We start from the raw sequence: 17,698 nt of genomic DNA on the forward strand, positions 1-17,698 counted from the left end.
CCGGCACCGCGCTGACCGACGACCCGCAGCTGACCGTCCGCGAGGGCGGCGCCCGCGACGGCGCCCTCGCCGCCCGCCAGCCGCTGCGCGTCGTCCTCGGAGGGCGCGAACTGCCTGCGGGGGCGCGGCTGCTCGACGATGCCGCCCCGACCCTGCGGGTCGGCTCCCGCGACCCGTGGGCCGCGTTGGCCGCCCTGCACGACCGGGGCGTGCGGCGGGTGCTGCTCGAGGGCGGACCGACCCTGGCCGCCGCCTTCGTGCGCGCCGGCCTCGTCGACGAGGTCGTCGCCTACGTCGCGCCCGTGCTTCTCGGGGCCGGCGCGAGCGCGGTCGGCGACCTCGGCATCGCGACGATGTCCGACGCCCTGCGCCTGACCACCCGCGACGTCACCCGCCTCGGGCCCGACGTCCGATTCACGCTCGAAACCCCGGAGGCCCAGGACACCCCGGAGGCGCCGGAGGCCCCGGAAGCCCAGGACACCCCGGAGGCCCCGGAAATCCCGAAGGCTCAGGGGTGCCAGGAGGCCCCTGACACCGACGAGACCGAGGGCGCGGACGCCCCCGCTGCAAAGGAGTAACCGATGTTCACCGGAATCGTCGAAGAGGTCGGCGAGGTCGTCGAGGTGACGACCGGCACCGACTCCGCGGTGCTGCGCGTGCGCGGGCCGCTGGTCGTCTCGGACGCCACCCTCGGGGCGTCGATCGCCGTCAACGGCGTGTGCCTGACGGTCACCGCGCACGACGAGCAGGAGTTCAGCGTCGACGTTATGCAGGAAAGCCTCGACCGCTCGAGCCTGGGTGACCTGAGCGCGGGCAGCCCGGTCAACCTCGAGCGGGCGGTCCGGGCCGACGGGCGCCTCGGCGGGCACATCGTGCAGGGGCACGTCGACGGCACCGGCACGATCACGGCCCGGGAGCCGGGGGAGCGCTGGGAGGTCGTCACCGTCGCCCTGCCGCCGGCCCTGGCGCGCTACGTCGTCGAGAAGGGGTCGATCGCCGTCGACGGGGTGTCGCTGACGGTCAGCGCGCTGACGCCCGGCGGCTTCCAGGTCAGCCTCATCCCGACGACGCTGGCCGACACCACGCTCGGCGCGGCCGGGGTCGGCGCCCGCGTCAACCTGGAGGTCGACGTGCTCGCCAAGTACGTCGAGCATCTCCTCGCCGCGCCCGCCGCGCCTACCGACTCCGCACGGGAGGGCGCGTGAACGACTGGCTCACGACCCTGTACGACGCCCACGTCGACGTCGCGGGCTACCCCCTGTTGTGGCGCGAGATCATCGGCAACGGCTTCGGATTCGCGTCCGCGCTCGGTGGCCTGCGGCGTCGGGTGTGGGCCTGGCCGGTCGGCATCATCGGCAACGTCATCCTGTTCACGGTCTTCTTCGGCGTCGCGCTGGCCGTCGACGACGGCCGCCACCCGCTGTACGGGCAGGCGTTCCGGCAGATCTTCTTCATCATCACGAGCGTCTACGGCTGGTGGATGTGGAACCGCGCGCGGGCCGGCAAGCGCCCCGAGGCGCCGGCCATCGTGCCGCGCTGGGCGACGACCCGCGAACGCCTCGGCTACCTGCTCGTCTGGGCCCTCGGCCTCATCGTCTGCCAACAAATCTTTGCGATGATCGGAGCCGGGTGGCCCGCCCCGCGCTGGTACTACTGGGCCGACGCGTGGATCTTCGTCGGCTCGATCGTCGCGACGTTCGCGATGGCCCGCGGTTGGGTCGACTTCTGGCTCGCGTGGATCGGGGTCGACCTCGTCGGGGTGCCGCTGCTGTGGCACAGCGAGTACTACCCCAGCGCCGCGCTCTACGTGATCTACGGCGCCCTCGTCGTGTGGGGGTTCGTCGTCTGGCTGCGCGCCGCCCGCACCGAGCGGCGCTCGGCCCTCGAGCAGGAGGTGTTCTCATGACCGTCCTCGGAGACTGCCCGCCCCGAAGCGCCCTCGACCCGGACCGCGGTGACCGGGCACTACCGGGGCTGAGCACGATCCCGCAGGCGCTCGCCGCGCTGCGGGAGGGCCGCGGGGTGCTCGTGCTCGACGACGCCGACCGGGAGAACGAGGGCGACGTCGTGTTCGCCGCCGCGGGCCTGAGTGCGCAGGCGTGCGCGTGGGCGATCCGGCACACCTCGGGCTACCTGTGCGCGCCGCTGACCGGCGAGCTGGCCGAGCAGCTGCAGCTGCCGCAGATGGTCGAGCGCAACCAGGACGACCTGCGCACGGCCTACACGGTGACGGTCGACGCCGCCAGCGGCGTGACCACCGGCATCAGCGCCGCTGACCGGGCCCGCACGGCGCGGGTGCTCGCCGACCCCCTGTCCCAGCCGGGTGACCTCATCCGGCCCGGGCACCTCATCCCGCTGCGGGCCCGCGAGGGCGGGGTGCTCGCGCGGCGCGGGCACACGGAGGCCGCGGTGGACCTGTGCCGGCTGGCCGGGCTGCCTCCGGTGGGGGTCATCGGGGAGCTCGTGCTCGACGACGGCGCGATGATGCGCACGCCCGACGTGCTGGCGATCGGCGCCCGCGACGACATGCCCGTCATCACGATCGAGGACCTCGTCGCGTGGCGGCGCCGCCACGACCGGGTCGAACGGGTCGTGGTGACGACGCTGCCGACCGAGCACGGGCGGTTCACGATGCACGGCTACCGCGACCGGCTCACCGGCGCCGAGCACGTCGCGCTCATCGCGCCGCGCGAGCCGTCGGGGCAGCCCGGAGACGGCGGGGCGCCGCTGGTGCGGGTGCATTCGGAGTGCCTGACCGGGGACGCGTTCGGTTCGGCGCGCTGCGACTGCGGGCCGCAGCTCGACGGGGGCATGCGGCTGGTCGCGCGGCACGGGGGAGCGGTCGTTTACCTGCGTGGGCACGAGGGCCGCGGAGTCGGTCTGCTCGCCAAGCTGCAGGCGTACGCCCTGCAGGACGAGGGGCTCGACACGGTCGACGCCCAGGTGGCGCTCGGGCTGCCGGTCGACGCGCGCGACTACGACGCGGCGGTGGCGATCCTGCACGACCTGGGCCTGAGCCGCGTCGAGCTGCTCACCGGCAACCCGGCCAAGGTCGAGGCGGTGACCGCGGGTGGCATCGAGGTGAGCGCCTCACGGCCGATCGGCCCGGGCGCCACCGCCCACAACGAGGCCTACCTGCGCACGAAGGCCGCGCGCATGGGGCACCGACTGGTCAGCGACACGAACCTGCCCGGGCCGAATGCCCCGGCGCGAGAAAGGACGAACTCATGAGCGGAGCCGGGTCACCCCAGGTCGTCGCGGACGGCACCGGGCTGCGGGTGGCGATCGTCGCGGCGAGCTGGCACGAGGAGCTGATGGACGGGCTCATCGACGGGGCGCGGCGTGGGCTCGCGGACGCGAAGGTCGCCGAGCCGACGCTGGTGCGCGTGCCGGGCAGCTTCGAGCTGCCCGTCGTCGCCGCGCGGGCCCTGGCGACCCACGACGCGGTCGTCGTGCTCGGGATCGTCGTGCGCGGCGGCACCCCGCACTTCGACTACGTCGCCGGCCCGGTGAGCTTCGAGCTCGCGCGCCTGTCGGTGCAGACGGGCAAGCCCGTCGGCTTCGGCCTGCTCACCTGCGACACCGAGCAGCAGGCCCGCGACCGCGCCGGCCTGCCCGGCTCCGCGGAGGACAAGGGCCACGAGGCCGCCCTCGCCGCCGTCGCCACCGCGGTCGCGCTGCGCGAATTGGCCTGAGGGCTGTTCGATCTGGGCGCCGGTACAACGGACACCGATGACGTCGAGGAGGACGCTCATGGCGAAGAACATTGATCCTGACCTGGCGACACGGCTGCGAAGCGAGTCAGAGGCGACCCGCGAGGACGCCTACCCCGCGGGTGCTCGGCCTTCGCGGCCGAACCGCTCCAAGGTCTATTCGGTGCGGCTCAGCGCCGCGGAGCAGGCCCTCGTCGAGCAGGTCGCGCAGGCCAAGCACCTACCCCCGTCGACGCTGGTGCGCAGCTGGATTCTTGACCGATTGAAGGACGAGAGGATCGCTTGAGGGGGCGTGCTGCCGCGCCTCGCTGAGCGGGCGCCCTGGGCGGTCCTGCCGAGTCGGGGCGGCGGGCATAGCCTGGCGCCCATGGTCGGCACCCCCGAGACGAGCGCTAACCCCGCGAACGGCAACGACCCCGAACCCACGCCGGCGCAGCTGCGGCGGGCGCTGGCTCGGGCCCGCGACGGCAAGGCCCTCGACGCCGACGAGGCGCGGGTGCTGCTCTACGCCCGCGGCGACGACCTCGCTCGGCTGTGCGAGGCGGCCACCCGCGTGCGTGACGCCGCGATGGTCGAGGCCGGGCGGCCCGCCTCCGTCACGTACTCCCCGAAGGTCTTCATCCCGCTCACCCGCCTGTGCCGGGACCGCTGCCACTACTGCACGTTCGTCACCACCCCCGGCGGGCTGCGGGCGCAGGGCGCCGAGCCGTTCCTGTCCGAGCAGGAGGTGCTCGACATCGCCCGCGCCGGCGCCCAGGCCGGGTGCGCGGAGGCCCTCTTCACCCTCGGCGACCGCCCCGAGGAGCGCTGGCCCGCTGCCCGCGAGTGGCTCGACGCCCACGGCTACGACGACACGCTCTCCTACGTGCGCGCCATGGCGATCCGCGTGCTCGAGGAGACGGGCCTGCTGCCCCACCTCAACCCCGGCGTCATGAGCTGGGCCGAGCTGACCCGTCTCGCGCCCGTCGCCCCCTCGCTCGGGATGATGCTCGAGACCACCTCCCGCCGCCTCTTCGAGACCCCCGGCCAGGCCCATTTCGGCTCCCCCGACAAGGACCCCGACGTGCGGCTGCGGGTGCTCACCGACGCCGGCCGCATCGGCATCCCGTTCACCACCGGCCTACTCGTCGGCATCGGCGAGACCCCCGCCGAGCGCGTCGAGACGATCCTGGCGATCCGATCCGTCGCCCGCGAGTCCGGCGCGATCCAGGAATGCATCGTGCAGAACTTCCGCGCCAAACCCGACACCGCGATGCGCGCCACCCCCGACCTGGGCCACGAGGAGTACCTTGCGACGATCGCCGTCACCCGGCTGCTGCTCGGTCCGGCCGTGTCCGTGCAGGCCCCGCCGAACCTCTCCGAGCCCGACCAGCTGCCCGCGCTGCTCGCCGCCGGCGTCGACGACCTCGGCGGGATCTCCCCGGTCACCGCCGACCACGTCAACCCCGAACGCCCCTGGCCCCAGCTCGACGCTCTCGCCGAGCAGGTCGCCGCTCTCGGCCTGGCCCTGCGGCCCCGCCTCACCGCCCACCCCCGGTACGTGCGCGCGAGCCTGACCGGCTCCCGGCCCTGGATCGACCCCCGGCTGCACGCCCACGTGCGCGCCCTCGCCGACGGAGACGGTCTGCTCGCCGAGGGCGCCCGCCCGCAGCCCCTCCCGTGGCAGGAGCCCGACGGCGGGTTTGAGGACGCTTCCGGCGCCGGCCACGGCCGCGTCGACCTGCACGCCGAGATCGACACGACCGGGCGCACCGAAGACCGCCGCGGCGACTTCGACTCCGTCTACGGCGACTGGGAGGCGGTCGCCGCCGCCACCGAACGCATCGGCACGACCGCCACCCCGCAGCGCCTCGACGCCGACGTCGCCGCCGCCCTGCGCCGCGCGCAGGCCGACCCCGGCGGACTGAGCGACGACGACTACCTCGCGCTCGTCACCGCCGACGGCCCCGACCTGGAGGCGGTGTGCGCCCTCGCCGACGACCTGCGCGCCGCCGCGGTCGGCGACGACGTCACCTACGTCGTCAACCGCAACATCAACTTCTCCAACGTCTGCTACGTCGGCTGCCGCTTCTGCGCGTTCGCCCAGCGCGCGCAGGACGCCGACGCCTACCGGCTCTCCCTGCAGCAGCTCGCCGAGCGGGCCGCGGAGGCCCAGGCCCTCGGCGCCACCGAGCTGTGCCTGCAGGGCGGCATCGACCCCCAGCTCGGCCGGCACTCCTACACCCAGATCGTGCGGGCCGTGCTCGCCGGCGCCCCCGGCATCCACGTGCACGCGTTCTCCCCGATGGAGATCGTCACCGCCTCCGCGAAGGCCGGTGTGTCCGTGGCCGACTGGCTCGCCGAGGTGAAGGAGGCGGGGCTGGGCTCGATCCCCGGCACCGCCGCCGAGATCCTCGACGACGACGTGCGCTGGGTGCTGACCAAGGGCAAGCTGCCGACGAGCGCGTGGGTCGACGTCGTCGGCACCGCGCACCGCCTCGGCATCCCGAGCACCGCGACGATGATGTACGGCCACGTCGACCACCCGCGGCACTGGGTCGCGCACCTGCGCACGCTGGCCCGCCTCCAGGACGAGACCGGTGGCTTCACCGAGTTCGTGCCGCTGCCGTTCGTGCACACCAACGCGCCCGTCTACCTCGCCGGCATCGCCCGGCCCGGGCCGACCCTGCGCGACAACCGCGCAGTGCACGCCCTGGCCCGGATCATGCTGCACGGGCGCATCGACAGCATCCAGTGCAGCTGGGTCAAGCTCGGCGTCGACGGCACCCGGCTCATGCTGCGCGGCGGCGCCAACGACCTCGGCGGCACGCTCATGGAGGAGACGATCAGCCGCATGGCCGGCTCCCAGCACGGCTCCGCCAAGACCGTCGCCGAACTGACCGACATCGCCGCCGGCATCGGCCGCCCCGTCCGCGAGCGCACGACCACCTACGGTCGCCCCAGCGATTCCCCGCGACCGGAGCCGGGCCGCCCGCCGGCCACCCCCTCGCTGGTCGGGGGCGGGTCACGGGCTGGATACAGTGGAGCATCGTGAACACCTTTGAGCAGATCTACGCGCTCGTGGCCGACCGTGCCGCCACGCGGCCGGACGGGTCGGGCACCGTGCGCGAGCTCGACGCCGGGGTGCACTTCATCGGCAAGAAGATCGTCGAGGAGGCGGCCGAGGTGTGGATGGCCGCCGAGCACGAGGGCGACGACCGGGCCGCCGAGGAGATCAGCCAGTTGCTGTACCACCTGGCCGTGCTCATGGTCGAACGCAAGATCCCGCTCGAGCAGGTCTACGAGCATCTGTAGGCGAGCCCGCCGACCACCCGCCCGCCGAGAAGAAACCTGACCTACCGATGCTGAAGATCGCCGTTCCCAACAAGGGCTCCCTGTCCGAGGCCGCCATCGCCATGCTCAAGGAGTGCGGCTACCGGGTGCGCCGCGAGCCCAAGGAACTCGTCATCACCGACGCCGACAACGAGATCGAGTTCTTCTACCTGCGCCCGCGCGACATCGCCGTCTACGTCGGCTCCGGCACCCTGCAGGCCGGGATCACCGGCCGTGACCTGCTGCTGGACTCCGAGGCGAACGCCGTCGAGATCATGAACCTGGGCTTCGCCGGCTCGACGTTCCGGTTCGCGGCCCGGCCCGGCACCGCCTCCGGGGTGGAGGAGCTGCACGGCAAGCGCATCGCGACGTCCTACCCCGGGCTCGTGCGCGCGCACCTGGCCCGGCACGACGTGCAGGCCACCGTCGTGCGTCTCGACGGGGCCGTCGAGACGTCGATCACCCTCGGCGTCGCCGACGTCATCGCCGACGTCGTCGAGACCGGCACGACGCTGCGCAACCAGGGGCTGGAGCCCTTCGGCGCCCCGATCATGCACTCGGAGGCGGTGCTGATCTCCCGCCACGACGACGCCGACCTGCCCGGTCTGCGTGTGCTCGCCCGCCGCCTCGAAGGCGTCGTCACCGCCCGCACCTACGTGATGGTCGACTACGACGTGCGCGCCGAGCTCGTCGAGCAGGCGTGCGCGATCACCCCCGGCCTGGAGTCGCCGACCGTCTCGCCGCTGCACGACAAGAACTCGGTCGCGGTGCGGGCCATGGTCAAGCGCCAGGGCGTCAACCGGGTCATGGACTCGTTGTACGCGCTCGGGGCCCGCGGGATCCTCGTCACCGACATCCGGGCGTGCCGGCTATGAGCGGGCAGCGGGCGGGTCGGGCTCCGCGCCGCGACGACCCCTACGCGACGTTCCGTCCGCGCTGGGGCAAGCGGGTCCCGCGCGCGTTCGCGATCATCGTGCTCGTCGCGACGGCGTTCGCGGCGGCGACGATCCCGGGCGTCGAGTGGACGATCCTCGACCGGCTCTTCTTCTTCCTCCTCGGCGCCGCGGCCGCCGGTCTGCTGTGGCGGTACTCGATCATCGAGGCCCGCCCCACCCGCGAGGGTCTGCGCGTGCGCAACCTCTTCTCGACCCGGCAACTGAGCTGGGCCGAGATCATGCGCGTGCAGTTCGGCGGGGGAGCGCCCTGGGCCAGCCTAGACCTCAGCGACACCGACACCGTGCCCGTCATGGCCATCCAGAAGGCCGACGGCGCCCACGCCCGCGCCATGGCCGCCCGCCTCGCGGCGCTCGTCGAGTACCACGGGGATGCGCCCGAGGGGCAAAGGTAGAAGATCAGGGTAGAATTCGCCTATGGCGACCCTGAACATCAAGGATCCGGAGGTGTACCGGCTCGCGCGGGAACTCGCGAACCGTCGCCGCACAACCGCGACGGGTGCGGTGCGCGACGCCTTGCGGGAGGCCCTCGAGCGCGACCGACAGGACCGGCAGGGTCGAGCGGGGATGGCCGAGCGGATCCTGGTGGTCGGCAGACGCAGCGCCGCTCGCCCCGAGGCCTTCGCGACCGATGACGAGCTGTACGACGAGCGCGGGCTGCCGCGATGATCCTGGACACCTCCGCGATCATCGCCGTGTTGGCGAACGAGCCCGACGCGCCGGACCTCGCGCAGCGCATGGAGGCGGCACAGGTCGTTCGCGTCTCTGCCGCCACCGTGCTGGAAGCCTCGCTGGTCGCCGGGCCCACGCGCCAGCACGACCTCGATGATCTGCTGGCCGCGGCCGCGGCGAACATCGTGCCCGTCGACGACACCCAACTGGCGATCGCGCGGGAAGGCCATCTGCGATTCGGCCGGGGCAGCGGGTCACCCGCCCGGCTCAACTACGGCGACTGCTTCTCCTATGCGCTGGCCCGTGCACTCAGCGAGGAACTGCTGTTCATCGGGGACGACTTCACCCACACCGACGTCGAACCGGCTCGCCGAGGGCCTCACTGATCGCGGCGGGTCAAATCCTGGGTGGGCACGTCGTCATCGTCGTCGACCTCGTCGTCGTGGTCGTGCTCCAGGGAGTAGGCGACGGGCATGTAGCTCAGCGCCTCCTCGTGCGTCAGGCCGGTGACCATGAGCAGGTCGACGATCGCCGAGCGGACCTGGGCGCGGATGACCTCGCTCGACAGGCCCGGGTGGTCGCTGACGTAGGTGCTGCGCTCGCCGAGGTCACGCAGGTCGGCGCGGGCCTTCTGCGGCAGGTGCCGCTCGGCGAGTTCGTCGGCCATCGCGTGCGCGATCGCCGACAGGTCGTCGATGAGGTCGATGTAGGCCTTCGGCACCTCCTCGCCCTCGCGGATCGCGACGCCGGCCCGGCGCACGAGCACCCGGATGTTGCGGATCGCGCGGTCCAGCGGCGTCAGCAGGTCGGCGATCGCCTGCACCGCCGGCAGGTGGCCGCGCCGGAACGGCGATGACCGCACCACCGCGAGGCCGTCGTCGGCGAGGTTCTGCAGCGTCGTCAGCGCCTTCTCCGAGGCCCGCGCCCGATCGAGGGCCGCGTCGGCGTCGTCGATGTTGCGCGTGCGCAGCGCGGTGGCGCTCTCGGTGAGCACGTCGGCGATCTCGTTGACGATCCCCGACGCGTGCCGACGCGGCTTGCGCAGCGGCGAGGCCGGCGTGATCGTCGCCGCGGCCAGGGCCACGATCCCGCCGATGACCGCGTCGGTCCACCGTGAGAACGCGCCGTCGGTGGGCACGAGCATCGTCACGAAGATCGCCTGCACGCCCGCCTGCGTCGTCATGAGCACCCCCGCGTCGAGCAGCGTCGCCAGCGCCATGGCGACGGCCACGACGAACGCCAGCTGCACGAAGCCGGAGCCGAAGACGTGGATGAACAGGTCACCGACGAGCACCCCGACCGCGACGCCGACGACGATCTGCAGCACCCGCTCGATGCGCTGACCGTACGACTGCCCGAGCGCGACGACCGCCGCGATCGGGGCGAAGATCGGCTCGGGGTTGCCGATGAGGTTGCCGGCGATGAACCACGCGACGCCCGCCGAGATCGCGCACTGCAAGATGAAGAACGCTCGGTTGCGCAGCCGCTGCCCGCGCACCTGCAGCGAACTCGCCGAGCGTCGCGCCACCCGCGGCGCGAACTCGACCGCGAGCCCGTGCCAGGCGCGTTCGATCGGGCTGCGGCTTGGCGGGGTATCCCGAAGGGGCGGCGGCACGCTCACGTCGGGCACTCACACGTCATGGGCCCATTCTGCGCCCCGCGGACGGCCGGGGCATCGGCGCCACGGCGCGCCTGACAGGATGACGCCCGGCTGCGCACACCCCGACGGAAGGGCGCGAATGAGCGGAAGCACACCCTCGGAGGCCGATCGGCCCGGCTCCGACGTCGACTCCGACTACGCCTTCGAAGCGGTGCCGCTGACCGCGCGGCGCGGCTTCTGGGCCGTCGGCTTCGTCATGCTCGGCTTCACGTTCTTCTCGGCGTCGATGACGGTCGGCGCGAACCTCGGCAACGGGCTCGACCTGCCCGGATTCGTGTGGGCCGTGACGATCGGCGGGGCGATCCTCGCGGTCTACACCGCGTTCCTCGCCTACATCGGTGCCCGCACCGGCCTCGGCATGGACCTCATGGCGCACCACGCCTTCGGCACCCGCGGCTCGTTCGTGCCGTCGGCGCTCATCGGCCTGACCCAGATGGGCTGGTTCGGGGTGGGGGTGGCGATGTTCGCGCTGCCGACCGCCGAGCTGCTCGGTCTCGACCCGTGGGTCATCGTCGTCGTCGCCGGCGCGTTCATGACGGCCTCGGCCTACTACGGCATCCGCGCGATCGAGGTCGTCAGCTTCGTGTCGGTGCCGCTCATCGCGGTGCTCGGCACGTACTCGATGCTGGCCGCCACCCGCGACGGCGGCGGCCTGGCGGCGGTCTTCGACCGGTCGACCGGGCTGCCGCTGCTCACCGCGATCGGCATGGTCGTCGGCTCGTTGGTCTCCGGCGGCACCGCCACCCCGAACTTCACTCGCTTCGCCCGCTCGGCCCGCAGCGCGGTGGCGACGACCGTCATCGCGTTCTTCCTCGGCAACACGCTGATGTTCAGCTTCGGCGCCGTCGGCGGCGCCTTCACCGGCCGCGACGACATCTTCTACGTGATGATCGCCCAGGGCCTGGCGATCCCGGCCATCGTCGTGCTCGGCGCGAACATCTGGACGACGAACAACAACGCGCTGTACACCTCCGGCCTCGGCTTCGCCAACATCACCAAGGTGCGCAAGCGCCCGCTCGTGCTCGTCGCCGGCGTGCTCGGCACCCTCACCGCGCTGTGGCTGTACGACAACTTCGTCGGCTGGCTCAGCTTCCTCAACGCCGCGCTGCCGCCGATCGGGGCGATCCTCATCGCCGACTTCTTCCGCCACCGCGACGAGTACCTGCGCGAGCTGCGCCCGACCCGGCCGGTCAACGTCGGCGCCGTCGTCGGCGTGATCGCCGGCGGGCTCGTCGGCTGGTTCGCCACCGGCGGCATCGCCGCGATCAACGCGATGGTCGTCGCGGTCGTCTGCTACCTGCTCGGGGAGGCGGTCACCCGCCGCCGCCCGCGGGAGCTGACCCGGCTCTCCGCGGGCCACGGGCCCGACTCCGATGTGACAACGAGGTGAGACAAGAATGCTCGTGACGAATGCGACACTGCCGTGGCTCGACGCCGCGGATTCGTCTGCCGGGGCTGCCGGGTCGCCGGTGTCGCCGGGGTCGGTCGATCTGCGGGTCGTCGACGGGGTATTCGCCGCGATCGGGCCGTCGCTGCCGCGGGAGCCGGGGGAGGAGGTGCTCGACGCGGGCGGGCGGCTCGTGCTGCCTCCGTTCGTCGAGAGCCACATCCACCTCGACTCGGTGCTCACCGCGGGCCAGCCGGAGCCGAACCGGTCGGGCACCCTCTTCGAGGGCATCGAGCGGTGGGCGCAGCGCAAGGCGTTCCTCACCGTCGCCGACGTCAAGGAGCGGGTGCATCGGGTGGTGCGCCAGCAGGCCGGGTTCGGGGTGCAGTTCGTGCGCACGCACGTCGACGTCACCGACCCGGCCCTGACCGCGCTCACGGCGCTGCTGGAGCTGCGCGAGGAGCTCGCCGAGTGGGTGACGATCCAGATCGTCGCGTTCCCGCAGGAGGGGATCTGCTCGTTTCCCGACGGGCGCGCCCTCATGGAACGCGCGGCCGATCTCGGGGTCGACGCGCTCGGGGCGATCCCGCACTTCGAGTTCACCCGCGAATACGCCGTCGAGTCGCTGAACTTCGTGTGCGCGCTGGCCGCCGATCGGGGGCTGCTCGTCGACGTGCACTGCGACGAGATCGACGACGAGGCCTCCCGCGGGCTGGAGACCCTCGCCGCGCGCGCCTACGAGCTGGGGCTGGGGCCGCGGGTCACCGCCTCCCACACGACGGCGATGCACAGCTACAACAACGCCTACTTCACCCGGCTGCTGCGGCTGCTCACGCTCAGCGGCATGAACTTCGTGGCCAACCCCGTCGTCAACACCCACCTGCAGGGGCGCATCGACAGCTACCCCAAGCGGCGCGGCGTGACCCGCGTCAAGGAGCTGTCCGAGGCCGGCGTCAACGTCAGCTTCGGCACCGACGACATCGTCGACCCGTGGAACCCGCTGGGCACCGGCAACCTGCGCGACGTCGTGCACACCGGCCTGTACGTCACCCAGCTGCTCGGGCACCAGGAGATCACCGACTCCTACCGCTTCGTCACGACGAACGCCGCGCGCACCCTGCACCTCGGCGACGGTTACGGCCTCGAGGTCGGGCGCCCCGCGAGCTTCGTGCTGCTTGACGCAGGCAGTTGGTACGAGGCGCTGAATTGGAATGCGCCCGTACTCGCCTCGTATCGCCGCGGCCGCCTCGTCGCCCGCACCGAGCCCGTGCACCGCGAGGTGTTGTTCTGAGCCGGTGACACACGGCGCCCCCCGTGCTATGCGGCACGGGCGACCTGCGACCCCTGCTACCTGCCGGTCATCCCAACAGGGGGATGTTCAGGTCATAGGCCAACACGAAGGCGCGGGCTAACTCTCGTTCCTGTTGCGGACTCAGCGACCCGATCGTGCGCCCTAAGGAGTGGGCCGGGATTGTCAGCACATTGTCGATGGACACTGCGCACTCATGATCCAGACCGTTCTCTGGCCCGACGCTCACTTCACTCGACAAGCCCTTCACCGTTGACGTGATCGGCGCGACCGTGACCTTGGACATGGCGGGTCGCGCTGCATCGCGGGTAAGAACCACGACGGGTCGCGTTTTGTCCATTCGCGCCAAGCAGATCTCATGCATTGAGTCGACTCACTCGTCCAGGCTCGTGTGCGCAGCCGTCCAGGCAACCAGGTCGTCGAGGTCGTCTTGGGCGCCCACATCGGAGAGGATCTGTGCGTCCCGTCGGGCAGCCGTCAACCGCATCTCTCGCTCGAGCGCGGAAGCGATCAGGGCCGCCCGGCTGGGTGCGAGGCCCTGCGCCACGCTGCGATCGAGAAAGGCAACTGCCTCGTCTGGTAGACGCACCGCGATCTGTGTAGTCATGCCTCCAGAGTGACACAGTGGGTACCAATTCGGTATTCATTTCGGGTTGACACAGGTCGCACGTGCTCAGCCCAGGTGCAGGATCTCCTTGGCCTGGGCGCGCATCTCGACCTTGCGGATCTTGCCGGTGACGGTCATCGGGAACTCCTCGACGACGTGCACGTACCGGGGGATCTTGTAGGCCGCGAGCTGCCCGGTGGCGAACTCGCGCACGTCGTCGGCGGTCAGCGACTGCACGCCCGGCCGCAGCCGCACCCACGCCATGAGCTCCTCGCCGTACTTCTCGTCGGGCACGCCGATGACCTGCGCGTCGAGGATGTCCGGGTGGGAGTAGAGGAACTCCTCGATCTCGCGCGGGTAGATGTTCTCCCCGCCGCGGATGACCATGTCCTTGATGCGCCCGGTGATCTGCAGGTAGCCGTCGGCGTCCATGACCGCGAGGTCGCCGGTGTGCATCCAGCCGTCGTCGTCGACCGCCTCCGCGGTCTTCTCCGGCTGGTCCCAGTAGCCGAGCATGACGCTGTAGCCCTTGGTGCACAGCTCGCCAGGCTCCTCCCGCGGGCACGTGTCGCCGGTGACCGGGTCGACGACCTTGACCTCCAGGTGCGGCCCGACCCGCCCGACCGTGCCGACCCGGCGCTCCAGGGAGTCGTCGGTGCGGGTCTGCGTCGACACCGGCGACGTCTCGGTCATGCCGTAGCAGATCGACACCTCGCTCATGTGCATCCGGTCGATGACCTGGCGCATCGTGTGCGCCGGGCACGGCGAACCGGCCATGATCCCGGTGCGCAGGCTCGACAGGTCGTAGTCCGCGAAGTCGTCCAGGGCCAGCTCGGCGATGAACATCGTCGGCACCCCGTACAGGCTCGTGCACCGCTCGGCCTGCACCGCCCGCAGGGTCGCGGGCGCCTCGAACGACGGCGCCGGGATCACCATGCACGCCCCGTGGCTCGTGCACGCGAGGTTGCCCATCACCATGCCGAAGCAGTGGTAGAAGGGCACCGGGATGCACACCCGGTCCTGCTCGGTGTAGTCGATGAGCTCGCCGACCAGGTAGCCGTTGTTGAGGATGTTCGTGTGCGACAGCGTCGCGCCCTTGGGGAATCCCGTCGTGCCCGACGTGTACTGGATGTTGATCGCATCGCCCGGCGTCAGCGACTCCCGGATCGGCGCGAGCACCGCCTCGCGTACTGCAGCAGCACCCACTCCCAGCGGTTCGGCGCCCAGATGCCGACGCGGTCGCCGGTGCGCAGCCCGAGCCCGTGCAGGCCGGTCGCCAGGCGCCGCACGTCGGCCAGCAGCTCGGCGTAGGTCCAGCGCCGGCCCTGCTCGACGTCGGCGAGCGCGTCGCGGTCGCCGAACCGCTCGGTCGTCGCCGCGAGGTTGGCTCCGATCGTGTCGGTGAGCAGCGGCGGAGCCGGTTCGCCCCGGGTGTGCGAAAGCGTCGGGTCGAGAGTGTTCTCGGTGTTCTCGGTCATCGGTTCGTCCCCTCCGGGGCAGCGCTGCCCTCGGTCGAATCTGGCTGGAGTCGGGCGCGCCGCACGATCGTCTCGGACTGGCGCAGGATCGGGCCGTCGATCATCCGGCCGTCGAGCCGGAACACCCCGTCGTGCTCGGCGGCGGCCGCGAGCACCCGTCGGGCGTAGGCGAGTTGGTCCGGAGTCGGGGCGTAGGCGGCGCGGATGACCGCCACCTGCGCGGGGTGGATACACGCGGTGCCCGAGAACCCCAGCGCGACGGCGTCGAGCGCCTCGGCCCGCTGCGCCGGCTCGTCGTCGATGTCGAAGCGCACCGCGTCGACCGCCCACCGCCCGTAGGCCGCCGCCGCGAGCGCCACTGCGCTGCGGGCGTGCCGCGGCGGGTCGCGGTACTCGCCGGGGATGCGTCCCGGGCTCTGTTCGCCGGGCGTGTAGCGCGCGGTGAGCCCGCCAATGCCGGCGACGAGATCCTCGGCGCCCCACATCATCCCGACGCACCCGTCGGCCGCCGCGATCGCCGCGGCGTTGACGACCCCGAGCGGGGTCTCCACGAGCGCGAGCACCCCGGCTCCGGTCGCCGCCGCGGTCGCCTCGACGGCCGCGGCCGTCTCGGTCTTGGCGAGCATCACGCACCGGAACGGCGAGCGGGCCACCGCCGCGACGTCGGCCTCGAAGTCCGGTGAGCCGTGCGGGTTGACGCGCACGATCGTGGCCTGCGGGTCGAGATCGGCGGCCAGCACCGCCTCGCGGGCTGCGGCGCGGCGCTCGGGGGCCACCGCGTCTTCGAGGTCGAGGATGACGACGTCGGCGCGCGCCGCGGCCTTGGCGTACCGGTCGGGCCGGTCCGCCGGGCAGAACAGCAGCGCCGGGCCGGGCAGGGTCTTCACGAGGTCGGTCCGTTCGGTTGCGTGTCGCCTGCCTGGCCGGGGGTCTGGTCGGCCCCTTGCTCGGGCGACTTGCGCACCAGCGTCGTGCGCACCGCCCGGGCCACGACGTCGCCGTGCTGGTTGCGGCCGACGTGCTCGAGCGTGACGATGCCTTCGCCGGGGCGGGAGGACGATTCGCGCTTGGCCGTGCACACCGTCTCCGCGTAGAGGGTGTCGCCGTGGAAGACCGGCTTGGGAAAGCTGACCTCCGAGAAGCCGAGGTTGGCCACGATCGTCCCCTGCGTCAGCTGCGCGACCGACAGGCCGACGAGCGTGGCGAGCGTGTGCATGGAGTTCATCAGCCGCTGCCCGCCGAAGCCGGGCTGCTCGGCGGCCCACGCGGCGTCGAGGTGCAGCGCCTGCGTGTTCATCGTCAGCGTCGTGAACAGCACGTTGTCGGCCTCGGTCATCGTGCGACCGGGCCGGTGCAGGTAGACGGTGTCGACCTCGAACTCCTCGAACCACAGCCCGCGCTGGAGCACCTGCCTGCGCTCGTTCACAGCCCCAGCTCCCGGCCGATGAGCATGAGTTGCACCTCGGTGGTGCCCTCGCCGATCTCCAGCACCTTGGAGTCGCGGTAGTGCCGCGACACCGGGTACTCGTTCATGAAGCCGTACCCGCCGTGGATCTGGGTGGCGTCGCGGGCGTTGTCCATCGCGGCCTCCGAGGCGATCATCTTGGCGATCGCAGCCTCCTTCTTGAACCGCTTGCCGGCCAGCATGAGCCGGGCCGCCTCGTAGTAGGCGCAGCGTGCGGCATGGGCGCGGGCCTCCATGCGGGCGATCTTGAAGATCACCGACTGGTGCGTCGACAGCGTGCGCCCGAACGACTCGCGCTCCTTGGCGTACTTCACCGATTCGTCCACACACCCCTGTGCGGCGCCGGTCGCCAGGGCCGCGATCGCGATCCGGCCCTCGTCGAGGATCGACAGGAAGTTGGCGTAGCCGCGACCCCGCTCACCGAGGAGGTTCTCGGCCGGCACCCGGGCGTCGCTGAACGTCAGCGGGTGCGTGTCGGAGGCGTTCCAGCCGACCTTGTCGTAAGCGGGCTCGACGACGAACCCGGGCGTGCCCGCCGGCACGATGATCGTCGAGATCTCCTTGCCGCCGTCGGGGCGCGTGCCGGTGACGGCCGTGACCGTGACCAGCGAGGTGATGTCGGTGCCGGAGTTCGTGATGAACTGCTTGGCGCCCTTGATCACCCACTCCTGCCCGTCCAATTGCGCCGTCGTGCGGGTCGCGCCGGCGTCGGAACCGGCTCCGGGTTCGGTGAGGCCGAAGCCCGCGAGCGCGGTGCCTGCCGCGAGGTCGGGCAGCCACCGTTCCTTCTGCTCGTCCGAGCCGAACTTGAAGATCGGCATGGCGCCCAGCCCGACTCCGGCCTCGAGGGTGATCGCCACGGACTGGTCGACGCGGCCGAGCTCCTCGAGCGCGAGGGCGAGCGCGAAGTAGTCGCCGCCCATGCCGCCGTACTCCTCGGGGAACGGCAGGCCGAACAGGCCCATCGCGCCCATCTGCTTGACGATCGCGTACGGAAAGCTGTGCTCGCGGTCGTGCTGCGCGGCCGCCGGCGCGACCACCTCGTCCGCGAATTCGGCGACGGTCGCTTTGAGGTCGGCGTATTCGCCGTCAAGTTCTGGCATCGGTGACATCCCTTGAGTCTTGTGTCAGACGGTTGAGTC

Annotated in this window: 20 protein-coding genes and 1 pseudogene; 14 read left to right on the forward strand and 7 right to left on the reverse strand. The window is 71.9% G+C overall.

Annotated features, from left to right (window positions below):
- The 12 genes from PINTE_RS08380 to PINTE_RS08435 all read left to right on the forward strand — a co-directional run.
- The coding region (locus PINTE_RS08380) for a RibD family protein (protein ID WP_169798485.1) at window positions 1–578 on the forward strand (578 nt) is incomplete at its 5' end.
- A 3-nt stretch (window positions 579–581) separates the two neighbouring features.
- Window positions 582–1,205 (forward strand): riboflavin synthase, encoded by a 624-nt coding sequence (locus PINTE_RS08385; protein WP_068428632.1) that lies wholly within the window; start codon window positions 582–584, stop codon window positions 1,203–1,205.
- Window positions 1,202–1,906 (forward strand): nicotinamide riboside transporter PnuC, encoded by a 705-nt coding sequence (gene pnuC, locus PINTE_RS08390; protein WP_068428635.1) that lies wholly within the window; start codon window positions 1,202–1,204, stop codon window positions 1,904–1,906. Before PINTE_RS08385 ends, pnuC begins: the two co-directional genes overlap by 4 nt.
- On the forward strand, window positions 1,903–3,231 hold the full coding sequence (gene ribB, locus PINTE_RS08395) for a 3,4-dihydroxy-2-butanone-4-phosphate synthase (RefSeq protein ID WP_084343373.1): 1,329 nt from the start codon (window positions 1,903–1,905) through the stop codon (window positions 3,229–3,231). Before pnuC ends, ribB begins: the two co-directional genes overlap by 4 nt.
- The gene (gene ribH, locus PINTE_RS08400) at window positions 3,228–3,695 is read left to right on the forward strand and encodes a 6,7-dimethyl-8-ribityllumazine synthase (protein ID WP_068428639.1); all 468 of its coding nucleotides are present in this window, start codon (window positions 3,228–3,230) and stop codon (window positions 3,693–3,695) included. The genes ribB and ribH overlap by 4 nt, the downstream gene beginning before the upstream one ends.
- A gap of 58 nt (window positions 3,696–3,753) precedes the next feature.
- Window positions 3,754–3,999, forward strand: coding sequence for a DUF6290 family protein (locus PINTE_RS08405; RefSeq protein WP_217996539.1), 246 nt, complete (start codon window positions 3,754–3,756; stop codon window positions 3,997–3,999).
- Between the two features lie 81 nt (window positions 4,000–4,080).
- The gene (locus tag PINTE_RS08410) at window positions 4,081–6,747 is read left to right on the forward strand and encodes a bifunctional FO biosynthesis protein CofGH (RefSeq protein WP_084343374.1); all 2,667 of its coding nucleotides are present in this window, start codon (window positions 4,081–4,083) and stop codon (window positions 6,745–6,747) included.
- Window positions 6,744–7,007, forward strand: a complete 264-nt coding sequence (locus tag PINTE_RS08415; protein WP_068428644.1) for a phosphoribosyl-ATP diphosphatase — start codon at window positions 6,744–6,746, stop codon at window positions 7,005–7,007. Before PINTE_RS08410 ends, PINTE_RS08415 begins: the two co-directional genes overlap by 4 nt.
- Before the next feature lie 47 nt (window positions 7,008–7,054).
- Window positions 7,055–7,900, forward strand: a complete 846-nt coding sequence (hisG, locus tag PINTE_RS08420; RefSeq protein WP_068428648.1) for an ATP phosphoribosyltransferase — start codon at window positions 7,055–7,057, stop codon at window positions 7,898–7,900.
- Window positions 7,897–8,373 carry a PH domain-containing protein gene (locus tag PINTE_RS08425; protein WP_068428650.1) on the forward strand — a complete coding sequence of 159 codons (477 nt, stop codon included), beginning with the start codon at window positions 7,897–7,899 and terminating at the stop codon, window positions 8,371–8,373. Before hisG ends, PINTE_RS08425 begins: the two co-directional genes overlap by 4 nt.
- A gap of 22 nt (window positions 8,374–8,395) precedes the next feature.
- Entirely contained in the window at window positions 8,396–8,647 is a 252-nt protein-coding gene (locus PINTE_RS08430) for a type II toxin-antitoxin system VapB family antitoxin (RefSeq protein ID WP_068428653.1), read from the forward strand.
- Window positions 8,644–9,036 carry a type II toxin-antitoxin system VapC family toxin gene (locus PINTE_RS08435; protein ID WP_068428656.1) on the forward strand — a complete coding sequence of 131 codons (393 nt, stop codon included), beginning with the start codon at window positions 8,644–8,646 and terminating at the stop codon, window positions 9,034–9,036. Before PINTE_RS08430 ends, PINTE_RS08435 begins: the two co-directional genes overlap by 4 nt.
- Here PINTE_RS08435 and PINTE_RS08440 read toward each other — a convergent pair.
- The gene (locus PINTE_RS08440) at window positions 9,030–10,280 is read right to left on the reverse strand and encodes an FUSC family protein (RefSeq protein ID WP_245642862.1); all 1,251 of its coding nucleotides are present in this window, start codon (window positions 10,278–10,280) and stop codon (window positions 9,030–9,032) included. The two genes, PINTE_RS08435 and PINTE_RS08440, sit on opposite strands and share 7 nt — an antisense overlap.
- A gap of 109 nt (window positions 10,281–10,389) precedes the next feature.
- Between PINTE_RS08440 and codB the strand changes: the two genes are divergently transcribed.
- Both codB and codA read left to right on the forward strand, forming a co-directional pair.
- Window positions 10,390–11,700, forward strand: a complete 1,311-nt coding sequence (gene codB / locus PINTE_RS08445; protein ID WP_068428659.1) for a cytosine permease — start codon at window positions 10,390–10,392, stop codon at window positions 11,698–11,700.
- A gap of 7 nt (window positions 11,701–11,707) precedes the next feature.
- A complete protein-coding gene (gene codA, locus PINTE_RS08450) occupies window positions 11,708–12,988 on the forward strand; it encodes a cytosine deaminase (RefSeq protein ID WP_084343375.1) in 1,281 nt (426 codons plus the stop codon).
- A 67-nt stretch (window positions 12,989–13,055) separates the two neighbouring features.
- On the opposite strand, the gene PINTE_RS08455 is transcribed toward codA, so the two are convergent.
- From PINTE_RS08455 to PINTE_RS08480, 6 genes and pseudogenes are all read right to left on the reverse strand, one after another.
- Window positions 13,056–13,370 (reverse strand): type II toxin-antitoxin system PemK/MazF family toxin, encoded by a 315-nt coding sequence (locus PINTE_RS08455; RefSeq protein WP_068428662.1) that lies wholly within the window; start codon window positions 13,368–13,370, stop codon window positions 13,056–13,058.
- A gap of 9 nt (window positions 13,371–13,379) precedes the next feature.
- Complete coding sequence (locus PINTE_RS08460; RefSeq protein WP_068428665.1) at window positions 13,380–13,613, reverse strand: ribbon-helix-helix domain-containing protein; 234 nt, start codon at window positions 13,611–13,613, stop codon at window positions 13,380–13,382.
- Between the two features lie 66 nt (window positions 13,614–13,679).
- Window positions 13,680–15,091 (reverse strand): annotated as a pseudogene (locus PINTE_RS08465) (AMP-binding protein).
- Window positions 15,088–15,978, reverse strand: a complete 891-nt coding sequence (locus PINTE_RS08470) for an HpcH/HpaI aldolase/citrate lyase family protein (RefSeq protein ID WP_068428668.1) — start codon at window positions 15,976–15,978, stop codon at window positions 15,088–15,090. Before PINTE_RS08470 ends, PINTE_RS08465 begins: the two are co-directional and overlap by 4 nt.
- Window positions 15,975–16,517 carry a MaoC family dehydratase gene (locus PINTE_RS08475; protein ID WP_068428671.1) on the reverse strand — a complete coding sequence of 181 codons (543 nt, stop codon included), beginning with the start codon at window positions 16,515–16,517 and terminating at the stop codon, window positions 15,975–15,977. The genes PINTE_RS08470 and PINTE_RS08475 overlap by 4 nt, the downstream gene beginning before the upstream one ends.
- The gene (locus PINTE_RS08480) at window positions 16,514–17,659 is read right to left on the reverse strand and encodes an acyl-CoA dehydrogenase family protein (RefSeq protein WP_068428674.1); all 1,146 of its coding nucleotides are present in this window, start codon (window positions 17,657–17,659) and stop codon (window positions 16,514–16,516) included. The genes PINTE_RS08475 and PINTE_RS08480 overlap by 4 nt, the downstream gene beginning before the upstream one ends.
- Between the last annotated feature and the right edge of the window lie 39 nt (window positions 17,660–17,698).

The organism is Piscicoccus intestinalis NBRC 104926 (assembly GCF_001515525.1).
In the GTDB taxonomy this organism is placed as follows: Bacteria; Actinomycetota; Actinomycetes; order Actinomycetales; family Dermatophilaceae; genus Kineosphaera; species Kineosphaera intestinalis.